The following is a 16,010-nucleotide window of genomic DNA, read 5'->3' as shown; positions in this document are numbered from 1 at the left end:
GCTAACTAGGAGATGACTACCGTGGACAAGTCTCAGCATTGCTATATCCCGACTCTGGTCGAACAGATGTCGAGCGGCTCGATCGGCCGCCGAGAATTTCTGCGTAAAGCGACGCTTCTTGGTGTTTCGGCTGCAGCCGCATATTCTCTGGCCGGCGTTCCAATGCCGGGCGACGGCGCCCGGGCCGACGATATGCCGAAGGGCGGAAACCTGCGCATCGGCATGCGTTGCATGGAAATCAAGGATCCGCATCTGGCCGATTTCGCCGAGAAGTCGAACGTCATCCGCCAAGTCTGCGAGTATCTGACCCTCACCGATCGCAACAACATTACCCATCCTTATCTGCTGGAAAAATGGGAAGTCAGCGACGATCTGAAGACGTGGACGCTCCATCTCCGCACGGACGTCAAGTGGCGCAAGGGCAGGCCGTTGACCGCAGACGACGTGATCTGGAACCTGAAGCGCGTCTGCGATCCAGCAATCGGTTCGTCGATGCTCGGGCTCTTCACCGGTTATCTCGTGCAGGAATACGAAACCGGCGAAAAGGACGAGAAAGGCAATCCCAAGAAGTCGAGCAAGCTCTGGGCTGACAATGCCATCGAGAAGGTCGATGATCACACCGTCCGTCTCAACTGCTCCTCGCCGCAGATTGCCGTGCCCGAGCACCTTTACCACTACCCGATGTTCATCCTTGATCCGGAAGAAAACGGTGCTTTCGGCGCTGACGCGAACGGCACGGGTCCCTTCGTTATCACCGAATATGTCGTCGGCAAGGGTGCCAAGTACAAAGCCCGCACCGACTATTGGGGCACTGGCCCCTATCTCGACACGTTCGAATATGTCGACCTCGGCGACAACCCAGGTGCAGGTATCGCCGCCATGGCCTCCAAGCAGGTCGATGGCCTGTCGGAAGCCGATGCCGTTCAGATCAATGCGATGAAAAATTTCCCGCATGTCGCCGTTTATCAGGTCGAGACGACCCAGACGGTCGTCGCCCGCATGCATCCCGATATCGACCAGTTCAAGGACAAACGCGTGCGCCAGGCGATGCGTTATGCGATCGACCGCGATAAGGTCATTCAGACGGCACTTCTCGGTGCCGGCATTCCTGCCGAAGATCATCACGTCGCGCCCTCGCATCCCGAATATGCGGCGTTGCCGAAATACCCCCGCGACATCGAGAAAGCGAAGAAGCTTCTGGCCGATGCCGGCTATCCGGATGGTTTCGAATTCGACATGGTCACGCGTCCCGATCCGATCTGGGAACTGAACACGGCGCAGGTCCTCGCCGAACAGTTCAAGGACATCGGCGTCAAGATCAACATCAAGTCCCTGCCCAGCGCCCAATATTGGGAAGTCTGGACGACCGCTCCCTTCAGCCTGACCGCGTGGGGCCACCGGCCGCTGGCAATCATGACACTGTCGCTTGCCTATCGTTCGAATGCCGCCTGGAACGAGTCCAACTATTCCAACGCGGATTTCGACAAGCTGCTGACCGAGGCCGAGGGTATTCTTGATCCAAAGGAACGCAGCAAGGTGATGGCGAAAATCGAGGCGATCATGCAGGACGACGGGCCGATCGTTCAGCCCTTCTGGCGTGTTTTCTCGACCGTCATGGACAAGAAGGTCAAGGGCTTTGAGCTCCATCCTTCGCAATACATCTTCGCGCATCAGTACGCGATCTCGGCGTAACCTCCCGGCTGGCGCCTGGCCGCGTTCGCGGGGTCGGGTGCTGGGCCTGGACATTCGGATTCCTGCGGCTATGGCGAATTTTCTCCTCAAGCGCTTGGCGATGATGGTCGTGACGATGCTCTGTGCTTCGTTTCTCGTCTTCGCAGTCTGCGAGTTCACTCCCGGCAGCGTGGCGCGCAAGTCGCTCGGTCCTTTCGCCACCCAGCAGCAGGTGGACCTGCTGTCGCAGAAACTGAAGGCCAATGATCCGCTGCTGGTGCGTTACGGCCGCTGGCTCGGTGTGCTCGTCGGCGCAATCCCCGATCCCCTTCAGGATCCGACCACCGGGTTGAACTTCAAGGATCCGCGTGGCGCGCAGTATTTCGGCAACTTCGGCTATTCGACCCTGAACAAGCTGCCCGTCAACGATGTCATATGGGATCGTCTCGGCAATACCTCGATCCTCGCCGGACTGGCGTTCCTGCTGATCGTCCCGCTGTCGATCATTTTCGGCATCCTGTCGGGGTTGAAAGAGGGTGGGGTACTGGACCGGACGCTATCGGTCATCTGTATCACCTTCACGTCTATTCCGGAGTTCGCGTCAGGGGTTTTTCTGGTGACGCTTTTCGTGATCCTCTGGCCGATCCTGCCAGGTACCAGCCCTCTCAACAGCGATGGCGGCTGGGCGGTGCCCTACCAGTTTGTCCTGCCGGTTGCCGTGCTGGTCATCTATGACTTCGGCTATGTTGCCCGCATGATCCGCGTCTCGATGATCGGCGTGATGGAGCGACCCTATATCCGCACCGCAATCCTCAAGGGCATGAGCACGCGCCGCATGGTCCTAGGGCACGCACTCCGCAATGCGATGATCGCGCCCTTCACCGTGCTTTTGTTGCAAATCAACTTCCTGATCAGCGGCGTCGTCGTCACGGAGCTCGTCTTTGCTTATCCGGGCTTCGGTCGGCTGATCCTCGATGCAAGTCTGTTCGGCGATATCGCAACGCTCGAAGCCGCCACGCTGATCACCGTCGCTATTGCCGTTGTTACGCAGCTGCTTGGCGACCTTGGCTACATGCTGCTCGATCCACGCATCCGGGTGAGGTAAATCATGGCTGTTCAAGAGAACATCATCGGAGCAGTCGCCGCACCGCCAAAGCGTGCTGCAAGGCCCAACTGGATGCGCATCTTTCATTCGCGCACGGCCGTCGTCGGGCTTTGCCTGGTTCTCTTCTGGGTACTTGCGGCACTTCTGGCGCCGATCCTCCCGCTTCCATCGCCGACTGATTCCGATGTCATGGCGATGAGCAACCCGTATCCTTCCGCTGCCCACTGGCTGGGAACCGATATTCTCGGTCGTGATATGCTGTCACGGTTGATCTTCGGCGCCCGCACAGTGCTCTCCGTTGCGCCGCTGTCGGTGGCGGTTGCCATGATCGTCGGCATAACGATGGGGATGATTGCAGGCTATTATGGGGGCTGGGTCGACGTGCTGATCAGCCGCTTCTCGGACATCATACTGGCGTTTCCGGTTCTCGTTATCTACGTCATCCTGATCGCCAATATCGGACCGTCGGTTCTGAACATTGTCATTGCGACGATGATCGCCTCGGCGCCGGGTATCGGCCGCATAACGCGCGGCCTGGTGCTGGGTCTGAAGCAGCAGGAATATGTCGCGGCGGCAAAGCTGCGTGCGGAAAGCACGCTCTACATCATGATCGTCGAACTGCTGCCGAACTGCCGCAGCCTGCTGATCGTCGATGCCTGTCTGCGGATCGGCTACACGATCATCACCATTGGCATCCTCGGTTTCCTCGGCCTCGGTCTGCCGCCACCGAACCCGGACTGGGGTGGCATGGTCAAGGAGAGCGTGACTGTTCTGAATGTGTGGCCGCACATGTCGCTGATCCCCTCATTCGCGCTCGTCAGTCTGGTTCTCGGCTTCAACCTGCTGGCCGATGGTATGCGGGAGGCATGGAAGCCATGAACATCATCGCGTCCAACCTTCAAGGAGCGGCCATGTCCATCACGCCATCGATCGATCGTGAACCCGTTCTCGACATCGAAAACCTGCGCATCGAGTTTCGCGGCAAGAGCGAAACGGTGGTTGCGATCCCCGATCTCTCGTTCAAGGTCATGTCCGGCGAAAGCTACGGTCTCGTGGGTGAATCGGGCTGCGGCAAGAGCACCACGGCCATGGCGATCATGGGCTATCTCGGCGCGACCGGCATTGTTGCCGGCGGCAGCATCCGCTTCAACGGCAAGCAACTGGTCGATGCCTCCCCCAAGGAGTTGCGTTCCGTCCGCGGGCGGCAGATCGCGATGGTCTACCAGGATCCGATGAGTGCGCTCAATCCGGTGAAGACGATTGGTGCGCAGCTTGCCGAAGTCCCCCTGCTTCACATGGGCGCCAGCAAGAAAGACGCCATGGCCATGGCGGAAGCGATGCTAGCCGACGTCCGCCTGCCTGACCCCGGCGACATGATGAAGCGGTATCCGCATCAGCTGTCTGGTGGCCAGCAGCAGCGCGTGGTCATCGCCATGGCATTGCTTGCCAAACCGTCCCTGTTGCTGCTCGATGAACCGACAACCGGCCTTGATGTGACCGTCGAGGCTGCGGTCATCGATCTGATCGCCGAATTGCGCCAACGTTACTCGACCAGCCTGCTGTTCATCTCGCACAATCTCGGGCTAATCGCAGAGAGCTGCGATCGTCTCGGCATCATGTATTCCGGCCAGATGGTAGAAGAGGGAACGACATCAGAAGTATTCCGCCGGCCGAAACATCCGTATACGCGCGGCCTTATCGATTGCATTCCGGACATTGCCGGTGACAAGCGCAGTCGCACGCTAGCTGCCATCCCGGGCTCGATCCCGCTGCCGCAGGAAAGGCCGCAGGGCTGTCTTTTCGGGCCGCGCTGTTCGAGTTTTGTCTCCGGCCTCTGCGACCGTCCGGACCTTGCTCTGGAGCCGGCGACGGAAGAGCATTTGGTGCGCTGCGTCCGCTGGCAGGAAATTTCGGCTGCAGAAGCGACCGTTGCTCCGGTCGAGACACAGATGATTGCAAAATCGACGGCGATAACGCTGTCCGATGTGAACCGTCTCTATCCCGTCGGCCGCCAGAAGACCGTCAAGGCAAACGAAGCGGTCAGTTTTGAAGCGGCAACAGCCGAGATCGTGGCGCTGGTCGGCGAGTCCGGCTGCGGAAAATCTACGCTGGCACGCATTGTGACGGGTCTCGACAAGGCGACGTCGGGCGAAATCCGCATGGCTGGCGAAAACATCGCCGAACTGCAGGCCGGCGAACGTCCCCGCGCGCTGCTGCAACAAATTCAGATGATCTTTCAAAATCCCGATAGCACACTCAACCCTTCGCATTCGGCCGCCTTCTCCATTCGTCGTTCGATCAAGAAATTCGGCATTCGCAAGGGAAAGGCCGAGATCGAGCAGCGCGTCCACGAGCTCCTGGAAATGGTGCGTCTGTCTCCGGCCGTCGCGAACCGAAAGCCGAACCAGCTGTCCGGCGGTCAGAAGCAGCGTATCGCCATCGCACGCGCCTTTGCGGCGGAACCTTCGCTTATTGTCGCCGATGAACCGGTCTCGGCGCTCGACGTTTCGGTGCAGGCCGCGGTCGTGACGCTTCTTCTCGACATTCAACGGGAGAAGCATGCCACCATGCTGTTCATCAGCCACGACCTGGCGCTGGTTCGCCACGTGGCAGACAAGGTTGTGGTCATGTATCTCGGCAAGATCATGGAGCAGGGAACCGTCGAGGAAGTCTTCGGCGAGGGCGCGCATCCCTATACCGAAGCACTTCTGTCAGCGATCCGCAGCCCGCATCCGGATGAAGCGCCGCGCGAGCGTATTCGCCTGTCCGGCGAAACACCGAGCCCGGTCAACGTACCCGCCGGCTGCCGCTTTTCGACGCGGTGCCACCGCAAGCTCGGCAGCATCTGCGACACCGCTCCACCGCCGCTGCGCAAGATGTCCGAGACGCATGAGATTCTCTGCCACATCGATCAAGCAGATCTCGCGGCTCGGCCATCCGTTCTTGTTTCCGCCGATAAGGCAGAATGATGCGCGATCCCGATAGGACGATTGGTGACTTCTGGCGGAGGGCCGTGGGGCTTCGCGCAATCCTGCATGTGATGGCGAGCATCTGCATCGTCGCAACTGGCAATTCTCTTTTGACGACGACGGTTTCTCTTCACCTCAGTGATCCCACAATCGATCCCCATATCGTCCAGTTGTTGTTGACGGCGTTTCCCATAGGCTTCCTTGCCGGCTGCCTGTCGGCCCGTGTCATGGTCGTCCGCTTCGGTCATGAGCGGGCTTTCCTGGCCGTGGCATTGCTCGCCGCTTTCGGCGCCTGCGGTTATATGCTGACGGAAGTCGCTCCGGTCTGGTTCTGCCTGCGTCTGATAAACGGCTTTTCCATCGCAACGCTGTTCGTCGTTTCCGAGAGCTGGATCAATCTTTACGCTGACCAGAAGAACCGCGGAGCCTATTTCTCGCTCTATATGCTCATGACGTCGCTGGCGACGCTGTTTGCGCAATTGCTTGTCGAAGCGGCCGGAGCGGACTCTCCCCATCTCTTTCAGATCGTGCTCGGCGTGATCCTGCTTGGACTGATCTACGCCCGCTTTGTTGGTGGACCTTGGCCTGTCTTGCGGCTGCCGCTGGCGGTGACGGTCGACGCCGGTAACGCCCACTCCGGGCATCGGTATGGCATTTGGCGGCTCGCTGCTCTCGCACCGGTGGCTGTCGTCTGCGTCTTTCAAGCGGGCATGACGAATATGAATGTCTATACGATGACGCCGATCTATGCGGAGCGGGTGCATCTCGACGCGGCGGTGGCGGTGACACTGGTAACCGCTTTCAGCCTGGGCGGCATGCTCGCTCAGGCGCCGGTCGGATGGTTGTCGGATCGTATGGACCGGCGCGTTCTACTTCTCGTTCAAGGATTGGCGGGAGCAGGACTGTGCGCAGCAATCGCCTGGCCTGGAAGCTATCCGCAGATGCTTCTCTACGGTCTGTTTTTCGCCTATGGCGCAATTGCGCTGACGATTTATCCGGTCGGTATCGCTTACGCTAACTCACAGCTCGACAGCCATCATATGGTCTCGGCATCGGGTAGCCTGCTGCTCCTTTATTCGATCGGCAACATCATGACACCTGGGCTCGCCGCCCAGCTGATGGAGCTGTTTGCACCGCAGGCACTCTTCCTTCTGCTCGGGAGCGGGACGTTCCTGGTTGCTGTCGCTGCCTGCTTCAATCTCTTTCGCCGTCCGATCGGCGCCACCAAACCTTGCCTTGTTTCGGGAGGAAGCGAATGACACCCGCCAAGCCTTATGACCTCGTGATCCGTCGTGGCCGTGTGGTACTGCCGGATTCAACCAGGCAGATCGATATCGGCGTTCGCGACGGCGCGATTGCGGCGCTCGGGCCGGATCTGCCCGAGGGGAACCATGAAGTCGTGGCCGAGGGGTGTGTCGTGCTGCCCGGCGGCGTCGATAGCCATTGCCACATGGATCAGCAGCCCTGGGAAGGGAAGGCGACAGCGGACGATTTCAACACCGGCACGCTGTCGGCGATGTGCGGCGGCACCACAACTGTGGTGCCTTTCGCCATGCAGATGCGTGGCCAGTCGCTACGCGACATCGTCGAGGATTATCACGAGCGCGCCCATTCGAAAGCGCGTATCGACTATGGTTTTCACCTGATCGTCGGCGATCCATCAGCCGAAGTGTTGCGCGACGAGATCCCTCAGCTGATTGCCGAGGGCTGCACTTCGATCAAGATCTACCTCACCTATGACGGGCTGAAGCTCGACGATTATGAGGTGTTGAATGTGCTCGACCTTGCGCGTGCTCAAGGCGCGATGGTCATGGTTCACGCGGAAAACGATGCCTGCATTCGCTGGTTGACCGAAAAGTTCATCGCCTCGCGCAAGACCGAGCTGCGCTATCACGAAAAGGCGCATTCGGCGATCGGCGACCGTGAAGCGACCTTCCGGGCGATCAGCCTTTCGGAGCTGATCGAGACGCCGATTCTCGTCAGCCATGTCGCTGCGGGCGGCGCCGTCGAAGAAATCCGCCGCGCCAAGGCGCGGGGGCTTCCGATCTACGCCGAGACGTGCCCGCAATACCTTTTCCTTTCGGCCGAAGATATCGACACCCATGATCTCTCAGGCTCCAAATGCGTCTGCACGCCGCCGCCACGCGACAAGTCGAACCAGCCGGCAATCTGGGCCGGTATCCTGGACGGCACGCTGGAGGTTTTTTCTTCGGACCATTCGCCGTGGCACTATGCGGATAAGATAGCGGGCGGGCCGGGGACACCGTTCCACCGTATTCCCAATGGTATTCCCGGTATCGAGACACGGCTCGCTTTGCTCTTTTCTGCTGGCGTGAATGGCGGCCTGATCTCGCTGCAGAAATTCGCTGACCTGACCGCCGGCGCCCCGGCGCGGCTGTTCGGTCTTCATCCGCGCAAGGGCAGGATTGCCGTAGGCGCAGACGCCGATATCGCGATCTGGGATCCGGATCGCAGCGTGACGATCACCAATTCGCTCCTGCATCACGCGACTGACTACACGCCTTATGAAGGACAGGTCGTCAAGGGCTGGCCCATCATGACGATCTCGCGGGGCGATATCGTCTGGGACGACGGAAGAATCATGGCCGAGCCCGGGCGCGGCCAGTTCATCGCCCGACAGCGACCATTCCCACCGCAGCAAGGTCTTTCGAAGGTCCTCGCATCATGACCGCACCGATGTCACGTCTTGACGACAAGGTGGTCTTTCTGACGGGCGCTGCGAGCGGTATCGGCGCGGCAATTGCGCGCCGCTGCATCGATGAAAGCGCTTCGGTGATCTGTGCGGATCAATCGCCGGAGGGCGTCTTCGCGCTCGCGCAATCCCTTGGCCCCCGTGCTTTCGGCATCCAGTGCGATGTGACCGACAATATTTCGGTCGGTCGCGCGGTAGGTGCCGGTACCAGACATTTCGGTCGACTCGACGGTCTTGTGCACAATGCCGCGGCACCTTCGATGGACGGCACGGTCATCGATCTTGCCGAAAAGCAATGGCGACTGGAAATTGATGTCATCCTGACGGGTGCCTTTCTAGTCGGCAAGCATGCGCTTCCGGCGATGATCGAAGGCGGCGGCGGATCCGTCGTCTTCATCGCATCCCAGTTCGCGCATGTGGCAACCGGCAAGGCCGTCGCCTATTGCGCGGCAAAGGCCGGGCTCGTGCATCTCGCCAGGGCCATGGCAGTCGATCACGCCGTCGATGGTATCCGCGTCAACAGCCTGTCGCCTGGTGCCGTGGCGACGCCGAGATTGCTGGAGCGGTGGCCGGACCTCGAGGCGGCCAATGCCGGGCTCGGACCCGCGCATTTGCTCGGCCGTATCGCCAAGCCTGATGAAATCGCTGCCGCCGCCGCCTTCCTCCTGTCGTCGGATGCATCGTTCGTCACCGGAACCGACCTCCTGGCCGACGGCGGCTATGTTACCCGCTGATACCTGCGTTGAAGATCTTTTGGATGGATTTGATATGACCCTTCTTGTCACCGGCGGAACCGGCTTCGTCATGAGCGTCCTTGCGCGGGAATGGCTCGAACGCGATGCCAAGGCGCGTGTCGTCATTCTCGATCGCGCGGGCCTTGACGCGATGGCGGAGCGCTATTTTGCGCCGGTCCGCGATCGACTGACCGTGATCACGGCCGACATTTGCGAGCCCGCCAAATGGGAGGCGACACTCGACGACCACGATATCCGCTACGTGGTGCACGGCGCCACCGTCACCCCCATCTCGCGCGGCAGTGCCGCCGAGGCAAAGCGCCAGCCCGAAGCAGAAGATCCCGCCAGGATCGTCGATGTCAATTTCATGGGCACCGTGCACATTCTCGAATGGCTGAGAAAGCGTCCGGGCTTTCAACGCCTCGTCTTCGTCAGTTCGGGCTCCGTCTACCGTCATCACGGGCCGGACTGGACGGGCGAACCGCTTCCCGAAGACGGCTATGTTGCACCGCTGACACTCTATGGCATCTCCAAATTTGCAGCGGAGATGGTCGTCAACCGCTACGCTGATCTTTTCGGCCTGTCGGCGGCCTCCGTCCGGCTTGCATCGGTTTATGGGCCGATGGATCGGGTCACCGGCAGCCGCAATTTCCGGCATGTTCCAAACCGCGTCGCCCATATGGCGCTTGCAGGGGAGACCGTGCGCCCGAATAGCCTGGAACCTGTCGGCGACTATGTCACTTCCACGGATGTGGCCGACGCAATCATCGCGCTGCTTCTCGCAGAGCGCCTCCGTTACCGGCACTACAATATCGGCAGTGGCGAGACTTCGACCATCGGCGACATCATCGGCTGGGCGAAGGAGCGCGCGCCTTCCCTGCAGGTCGAGGTGAGCCCCGCGGATACCGCCAACGTCATCCAGGACGTTTCACTGAAGGACGGCATGTGGGGAGCCTACGACATCGCCCGGATCGCGCGCGACACGGGCTGGCAGCCACGCAGCGCCAGGCAGTCGTTCCACGACTACATGGACTGGATCGTCGAGAACGAAAATCAGAGCGAGGGAAAGTGATGAGCGCTGCTGCAAAAGACCAATCGCGCGATTTTGTCGGCTATGGCCCGAACCCACCGGTCATCTCCTGGCCAGGTGGCGTCAAGCTGGCGATCAACCTCGTGCTGAACTACGAGGAGGGGGCCGAATATTCCTGGCTTGAAGACGGACGAAACGACAACTGGGGCGAGTACAACATTCCAAGCAGCCCGCCGCTGCGCGACCTCGGCACCGAGACCCATTTCGAATATGGCAGTCGCGCCGGCGTCTGGCGCCTGGCGCGCCTGTTCGACCGCTACGATATTCCGGTAACGATCTCGGCCTGCGCCGTTGCGCTGGAAAAGAACCCGGCTGTCGTCGAGTGGATGAATGCCCGCGGCCACGATCTGCTCGGCCACGGGCTGCGCTGGAGCGAATATTCCGGCATGCCGCGCGATGAGGAGGAGCGGCAGCTTCACGAAGCACTCGCCCTTTATGAGAAATTGACCGGCATAAGGCCGCTGGGTTGGAATTGCCGATCCTTTCCAAGCGTCAACACCCGTGACCTGATCGTCAGGGAAGGCGGCTTCCTCTATTATTCGGACCCCTGCAACGACGATCTTCCGTATTTCCTCGATCACGAGGGTACCAAGCTTCTCGTCGTGCCCTATTCGAAGACGCTGAACGACAGCCGCTATCTGATCGCGCCCGGCTACAGCAATCCGCGCGATTTTGCCGAGGATTGCCGATCGGCGATCGACTACATGATCGGCGAAGCCGACGAGACAGGCGGGCGTATGCTGACGATCGGCGTGCATGCCCGCTGGATGGGCCAACCTAATCGGGCGTCGGGGCTGCGTGACGTGATCGAGCACGTCAAGAAAACGCCAGGTGCGGCCTTCATGCGGCGCGAAGATATCGCCCGTTACTGGATCGATCATCATGGCTGACGGCACGCATGCACTGCCGAGTGGCCATTTGCCCGCCGAGGCGAAAACGATGAGCGGCGCCGAATATGTTGCAGGGGTCCTGAAGGAGGAAGGCGTCAAGCAGATCATTGGCTTTCCAGCAAGCGAGCTTTTCGATGCCTCAGCGGCGCTCGACATTCCGCCGCTGATTGCGCGGACGCAGCGTGTCGCCGTCAATATCGCAGAGGGCTATGCCCGGGCGACGGCCGGCAGGGAGCTTGCCGTTGTCACTGTGCAATATGGCCCGGGAGCCGAAAGTGCATTTGCCGGCATTGCCCAGGCTTTCAACGACCGCGTACCGATGCTATTCCTGCCGACAGGCTACCCGCGCGGATCAGAAGCCGTCGCCCCGAATTTCGAATCTCGCCGCAATTTTCGGCACATTACCAAATGGTGCGAGGCGGCAACGCAGGTCGATGATCTGCCCAAGCTTATGCATGCGGCGATATCGCGGGTCAGGAATGGGCCGCCGGCGCCGGTCCTGCTCGAGTTGCCTGTCGATCTGCTGGCCGAAAGGCTTGACGCTCTGCCGGCGGATCATCGCCGACCGCGCCGCAGCGTACCGCAGGCCGGTGATCGTGAGGTGGTCGATCTGGCCGAAAGCCTGCTGGCCGCCAAAAATCCCGTCATTCTCGCGGGGCAGGGAGTGCTGTCAGCCTCGGCGACGCCGGAACTGATCGAGCTTGCCGAACTCTTGAACATTCCCGTCATGACGACGCCGAACGGCAAGAGCGCTTTTCCGGAAGACCATCCGCTTGCTCTCGGGACAGCCGGGCGTGCCCGACCCGCGACCGTCGACCATTTTCTAGCAAAGGCCGACGTGGTGTTCGCGCTCGGCAGCAGCCTGACGCGCTCTTACTACATCCTGCCGGTCCCCGAAGATAAAACCATCCTGCATGTCACACTCGACGATGCGGATCTCGGCAAGGACTATGCGATTGCCCAGGGTGTCGTCGCAGACGCCGCCTCGGTCCTGAAACAGATGATCGCACTCATCCGTCGCGATCACCTGCCTCTCGTCGAACGTCAGCAGCCGGCCGCAGAAATCGCCGCCATCCGGGCCGCTTTCATGGAAAAATGGATGCCGCTTCTGACATCGGACAGCACGCCGATCTCACCTTACCGTGTCGTCTGGGAGATCATGCAGGCGATCGATCCGAAGACCTCGATCGTGACGCACGATGCCGGCAATCCGCGCGACCAGTTCTGCCCGTTTTATGTGGCAAGCACACCCGGCAGCTACATCGGTTGGGGCAAGACGACCCAGCTCGGAAGCGGTCTCGGCTTTGCGATCGGCGCCAAGCTTGCCCGCCCCGATGCGACCGTCGTCAATCTGATGGGAGAGTCCGCATTCGGAATGGTCGGCATCGACTTCGAAACTGCGGTCCGCTGCAATCTGCCTGTCTTGACCATCGTGCTGCGCAACAACGTGCTCGGCGGCTACGCGAAAAGCATGCCGATTGCCACCACGAAATACGGCGCGAACCGGGTGACAGGCAGTTACGCGCCGATCGCGGAAGCTCTCGGCGGTTACGCGGAATGCGTCGTGGACCCGGAAATGCTGCGCCCCGCGTTGCTACGTGCCCTCGACAAGGTCAATGCCGGGCAGGCGGCCCTTATCGAGGTCGTCACGCACGAAGAGCCGCGGCTCGCGGGTCTTTGGTAGGGGAGGCGAGGGCGACAATGTTCGACACGCTGATCACCGGCGGCATGGTCGTCAACGCAAGCGGTCATCTTCCTGCGGATATCGGCATTCTCGACGGCGTCGTCGTGGCCCTCCTGGCGCCTGGCGAGCCCGCCATGGCACGCGGCTTCATCAATGCGAGCGGCAAAATGGTGCTGCCCGGCTTGGTCGATGCGCATGTTCACCTGCGCGAACCGGGAATGACGCAGAAGGAGGATTTCGAAAGCGGCACGCATGCCGCAGCGCTCGGCGGCGTAACGACCATCCTCGACATGCCGACGGACGATCCCTGGACAGCGACGGCCCAGCAATTGTCGGAGAAGATGGCGAGTGCCGTGGGACGGCTCAATGTCGACGTCGGATTTCAGGCCGTGGTTTCGAAGAGTTACGACAGGTTGGAGGACCTGCTTGCCTTGTCGCCGGTCTCTCTTGAACTGTTCACGGCAGATGTGCCCGCCGACTATCGGTTCGACAGTCTGGATGCCGTCACAGAGATGCTGCGTCGGCTAGCGGTGGCAGGCACGGTGATTGGCATTTCCCCCGGCGAGCAATCGATCATCGAGGGAAGCGCGGTGCGTGACCACGGTGGCGACATCCCGGTATTTCTGGCAAGCAGACCACCGCTCGCCGAAGCCGGCGGTATCGCGCGCGCGATACTGGCGGCGGCTGAGACCGGCGCCCGGGTGCATGTGCGTCAAATCAACTCGAGGCTCGGCGTCGAGACATGGCGCCGTCTTCAGAGCATGGCTGATGTTACCGTCGAAACGACACCGCAGAACCTGTTCTTCACATCCGAGGACTACGAGACGGAAGGTGCCCGGCTGAAGGGATCGCCTCCGTTTCGTGGCCGCGACGATGTCGGGGCCTTGCGCCGAGCGGTCTCGGAGGGCCTGATCACAATCATGGCGACGGATCATGCACCGCACAGCCCGGCCGAGAAGTCGGCAGCCTATGGATCTTTTGCCGACATTCCCGGTGGGATGCCGGGACTTCAGACATTGCTTTCGGTGATGCTGGACCTTGTGGCGGAAAAGCTAATAGGGCTCCCGGATCTCGTGCGGATCTGCGCCTACAATCCCGCCCATCGCTTCGGACTTGGACGTTCGAAAGGGTCGATTGCTGTCGGCAGCGATGCCGACATTCTAATTGTCGATATGGACCGATCGGCTGTCATCACCAATACCGAGCAGGCCTCCCGTGCCGCCTATTCACCATTTCATGGCAAGCGCACGGCCGGCCGGTTGACCGACGTCTTCCTGCGCGGCGAACATATCGTCAAAGACGGAACGCTCATTACTCCCAGTCGCGGCCAGGTCGTCCGCAGGGCTGCATAAAGGAACGCCGATGCATTTGCTCGATGGGAAAATTGCCATTGTCACCGGCGCGAGCTCCGGCCTCGGCCGCGCGATCGCACTTCGCTATGCCGAAGAGGGCGCGACCGTCGTGATCGCCGATCTCTCGGAGGTGCCGATCGAGGGAGGCGATCCCACGCTTGCCCGCATTTTAGCAGCAGGCGGAAAGGGCAAGTTCGTCAGGACCGATATCTCCAAATGGACTGACGTGGATGCGCTCGTCTCACAAGCGGCGAAAGAGTTCGGTCGGCTCGACATCATGGTCAACAATGCCGCGATCTACACCTCGACCAATCTCCTCGAAACCTCGCCCCAACAATGGGATAGGGTGATGGCAGTCAATGTCACTGGCTTCTTTTATTGCTGCAAGCGAGCCGCGCAGCAATTTCTGGCGCAGGAGCCGGCCGGTGAAACGCGTGGCCGCATCATCAACATTTCATCGCAGCACGGCATGGTCGCCTGCCCTGGCGATTTCCCGTACGGCGTCAGCAAGGGTGCAGTCGTGCAAATGACCCGGCAAATTGCCGTCGACCATGCTGCGACAGGTATCGTTTGCAATGCGATCGCCCCCGGCAAGATCGTCACCGGCAAACCGGGTGTCGCCAACGATCCCGACGCTCTCGATTATTCGCGCCGTCGCACCCCTTGGCCGCGGCTCGGCGAGCCACACGATGTCGCGAGTGCCGCGCTTTTCCTCGCCAGCGACATGGCGAGCTACATGACCGGCGTTAACCTGATGGTCGATGGCGGCTGGATGGCGGGCTGATGATCACAGCGTAGGAAGATCGCCAATAACGGAAAGGAAAACGGACCATGGATCTCGGATTGAAAGGCAAGACTGCCCTGGTATTGGGCGCCGGCGGCGGGCTTGGCGGGGCAATTGCTAAAACGCTCGCCGTCGAAGGCGCGCGGATCGCGGTTGCAGATATCAACAGGGAAGCAGCGGAAAAAACGGTTACCGATATCCGCACGGTTGGCGGCTTAGCAATGCCGCTTCAATGGGACCTCGCCGAGCTCGGCGTGATCGAGCCCAATCTCGCTGCCATCGAAAAGCAGCTCGGTTCGGTAGACGTTCTTGTCAATATCACCGGCGGCCCGCCGCCGACGCTGGTGTCCGGTCAGAGCGCAGAAAGCTGGCGCAAATATTTCGACAGCATGGTGTTGTCTGTCATCGCCATCAGCGATGCCGTTCTTCCCAAGATGCGCGAAAAAAATTGGGGCCGCATCATCACCTCGACGTCGTCGGGGGTCGTGGCGCCCATCCCCAACCTCGGACTTTCGAATTCGCTGCGCATGTCGCTTCTCGGCTGGTCAAAAACGTTGGCGGGCGAGGTCGGTCGTGATGGCGTGACCGTCAATGTCGTCTTGCCAGGCCGCGTCGCCACACAGCGTATCACTTTCCTCGACGAACAGAAGGCGAAGCGCGAAGGGAAGGCCGTCGAAGAGGTTTCAGCGGCAAGCACTGCATCGATCCCCGTCGGGCGCTACGGCGAACCGCAGGAATATGCCGACGTTGTCGCGTTCATGGCAAGCAGCCGCGCCTCCTATCTGACCGGATCGGTGATCCGGGTGGACGGGGGTCTAATCTCGAGCGTGTGATTGCGCCCTGTCTTCGATTTCTGTTGGCAAGCAGGGCCTTTGACTGAAATTTCGGCTGCCTTGACTGCGAGAAGAAACCATCGGTTGGCCAGCGATGTTTGCTATGGCTTCAACTCTCAGTCATGGGCAGAGCCATCGAATTTCCAATGGACAGGCGCGGCATGGGAACAGTGTCAGGTGGGAGT

13 protein-coding genes are annotated in these 16,010 nt (G+C 60.6%); all 13 read left to right on the top strand.

Annotation, left to right across the window (positions count from 1 at the left end; all coding sequences use genetic code 11):
* The first annotated feature begins 12 nt into the window (after positions 1 to 12).
* The 13 genes from OLZ32_RS24760 to OLZ32_RS24700 all read left to right on the top strand — a co-directional run bounded on the left by OLZ32_RS24760 (position 13) and on the right by OLZ32_RS24700 (position 15,825).
* Positions 13 to 1,692: an ABC transporter substrate-binding protein gene (locus OLZ32_RS24760; RefSeq protein ID WP_264395867.1), complete on the top strand. Its 1,680-nt coding sequence runs from the start codon at positions 13 to 15 to the stop codon at positions 1,690 to 1,692.
* Between the two features lie 70 nt (positions 1,693 to 1,762).
* Positions 1,763 to 2,776 (top strand): ABC transporter permease, encoded by a 1,014-nt coding sequence (locus tag OLZ32_RS24755; protein WP_017991610.1) that lies wholly within the window; start codon positions 1,763 to 1,765, stop codon positions 2,774 to 2,776.
* Between the two features lie 3 nt (positions 2,777 to 2,779).
* The gene (locus OLZ32_RS24750) at positions 2,780 to 3,655 is read left to right on the top strand and encodes an ABC transporter permease (RefSeq protein ID WP_264395864.1); all 876 of its coding nucleotides are present in this window, start codon (positions 2,780 to 2,782) and stop codon (positions 3,653 to 3,655) included.
* Complete coding sequence (locus tag OLZ32_RS24745) at positions 3,652 to 5,745, top strand: dipeptide ABC transporter ATP-binding protein (RefSeq protein WP_406648858.1); 2,094 nt, start codon at positions 3,652 to 3,654, stop codon at positions 5,743 to 5,745. The genes OLZ32_RS24750 and OLZ32_RS24745 overlap by 4 nt, the downstream gene beginning before the upstream one ends.
* A complete protein-coding gene (locus OLZ32_RS24740) occupies positions 5,742 to 7,004 on the top strand; it encodes an MFS transporter (RefSeq protein WP_264395861.1) in 1,263 nt (420 codons plus the stop codon). The genes OLZ32_RS24745 and OLZ32_RS24740 overlap by 4 nt, the downstream gene beginning before the upstream one ends.
* Positions 7,001 to 8,434, top strand: coding sequence for a dihydropyrimidinase (gene hydA / locus OLZ32_RS24735; protein ID WP_003550923.1), 1,434 nt, complete (start codon positions 7,001 to 7,003; stop codon positions 8,432 to 8,434). Before OLZ32_RS24740 ends, hydA begins: the two co-directional genes overlap by 4 nt.
* Positions 8,431 to 9,192: an SDR family NAD(P)-dependent oxidoreductase gene (locus tag OLZ32_RS24730; RefSeq protein WP_003550924.1), complete on the top strand. Its 762-nt coding sequence runs from the start codon at positions 8,431 to 8,433 to the stop codon at positions 9,190 to 9,192. The genes hydA and OLZ32_RS24730 overlap by 4 nt, the downstream gene beginning before the upstream one ends.
* Before the next feature lie 34 nt (positions 9,193 to 9,226).
* Complete coding sequence (locus tag OLZ32_RS24725; RefSeq protein ID WP_003550925.1) at positions 9,227 to 10,264, top strand: NAD-dependent epimerase/dehydratase family protein; 1,038 nt, start codon at positions 9,227 to 9,229, stop codon at positions 10,262 to 10,264.
* Positions 10,264 to 11,172: an allantoinase PuuE gene (locus OLZ32_RS24720; RefSeq protein ID WP_130784580.1), complete on the top strand. Its 909-nt coding sequence runs from the start codon at positions 10,264 to 10,266 to the stop codon at positions 11,170 to 11,172. The genes OLZ32_RS24725 and OLZ32_RS24720 overlap by 1 nt, the downstream gene beginning before the upstream one ends.
* Positions 11,165 to 12,856 (top strand): thiamine pyrophosphate-requiring protein, encoded by a 1,692-nt coding sequence (locus OLZ32_RS24715; RefSeq protein ID WP_264395849.1) that lies wholly within the window; start codon positions 11,165 to 11,167, stop codon positions 12,854 to 12,856. Before OLZ32_RS24720 ends, OLZ32_RS24715 begins: the two co-directional genes overlap by 8 nt.
* A 17-nt stretch (positions 12,857 to 12,873) precedes the next feature.
* Positions 12,874 to 14,208 (top strand): dihydroorotase, encoded by a 1,335-nt coding sequence (locus OLZ32_RS24710; RefSeq protein ID WP_264395848.1) that lies wholly within the window; start codon positions 12,874 to 12,876, stop codon positions 14,206 to 14,208.
* Positions 14,209 to 14,218: 10 nt separating this feature from the next.
* Positions 14,219 to 14,992, top strand: a complete 774-nt coding sequence (locus tag OLZ32_RS24705) for an SDR family NAD(P)-dependent oxidoreductase (protein WP_264395847.1) — start codon at positions 14,219 to 14,221, stop codon at positions 14,990 to 14,992.
* 47 nt (positions 14,993 to 15,039) lie between these two features.
* Positions 15,040 to 15,825: an SDR family oxidoreductase gene (locus OLZ32_RS24700; RefSeq protein ID WP_264395845.1), complete on the top strand. Its 786-nt coding sequence runs from the start codon at positions 15,040 to 15,042 to the stop codon at positions 15,823 to 15,825.
* Positions 15,826 to 16,010: the final 185 nt, after the last annotated feature.

This window comes from Rhizobium acaciae, from assembly GCF_025941625.1.
Classification (GTDB): domain Bacteria; phylum Pseudomonadota; class Alphaproteobacteria; order Rhizobiales; family Rhizobiaceae; genus Rhizobium; species Rhizobium acaciae.
The sequence above is the reverse complement of the archived record's forward strand: the minus strand, read 5'-3'. Positions and strand labels throughout refer to the sequence as shown.

Bases quoted from the DNA above. Each gene is read 5' to 3' on its own strand.
- OLZ32_RS24760 (WP_264395867.1), top strand. From the start codon at position 13: ATGACTACCGTGGACAAGTCTCAGCATTGCTATATCCCGACTCTGGTC.
- OLZ32_RS24755 (WP_017991610.1), top strand. From the start codon at position 1,763: ATGGCGAATTTTCTCCTCAAGCGCTTGGCGATGATGGTCGTGACGATG.
- OLZ32_RS24750 (WP_264395864.1), top strand. From the start codon at position 2,780: ATGGCTGTTCAAGAGAACATCATCGGAGCAGTCGCCGCACCGCCAAAG.
- OLZ32_RS24745 (WP_406648858.1), top strand. From the start codon at position 3,652: ATGAACATCATCGCGTCCAACCTTCAAGGAGCGGCCATGTCCATCACG.
- OLZ32_RS24740 (WP_264395861.1), top strand. From the start codon at position 5,742: ATGATGCGCGATCCCGATAGGACGATTGGTGACTTCTGGCGGAGGGCC.
- hydA (WP_003550923.1), top strand. From the start codon at position 7,001: ATGACACCCGCCAAGCCTTATGACCTCGTGATCCGTCGTGGCCGTGTG.
- OLZ32_RS24730 (WP_003550924.1), top strand. From the start codon at position 8,431: ATGACCGCACCGATGTCACGTCTTGACGACAAGGTGGTCTTTCTGACG.
- OLZ32_RS24725 (WP_003550925.1), top strand. From the start codon at position 9,227: ATGACCCTTCTTGTCACCGGCGGAACCGGCTTCGTCATGAGCGTCCTT.
- OLZ32_RS24720 (WP_130784580.1), top strand. From the start codon at position 10,264: ATGAGCGCTGCTGCAAAAGACCAATCGCGCGATTTTGTCGGCTATGGC.
- OLZ32_RS24715 (WP_264395849.1), top strand. From the start codon at position 11,165: ATGGCTGACGGCACGCATGCACTGCCGAGTGGCCATTTGCCCGCCGAG.
- OLZ32_RS24710 (WP_264395848.1), top strand. From the start codon at position 12,874: ATGTTCGACACGCTGATCACCGGCGGCATGGTCGTCAACGCAAGCGGT.
- OLZ32_RS24705 (WP_264395847.1), top strand. From the start codon at position 14,219: ATGCATTTGCTCGATGGGAAAATTGCCATTGTCACCGGCGCGAGCTCC.
- OLZ32_RS24700 (WP_264395845.1), top strand. From the start codon at position 15,040: ATGGATCTCGGATTGAAAGGCAAGACTGCCCTGGTATTGGGCGCCGGC.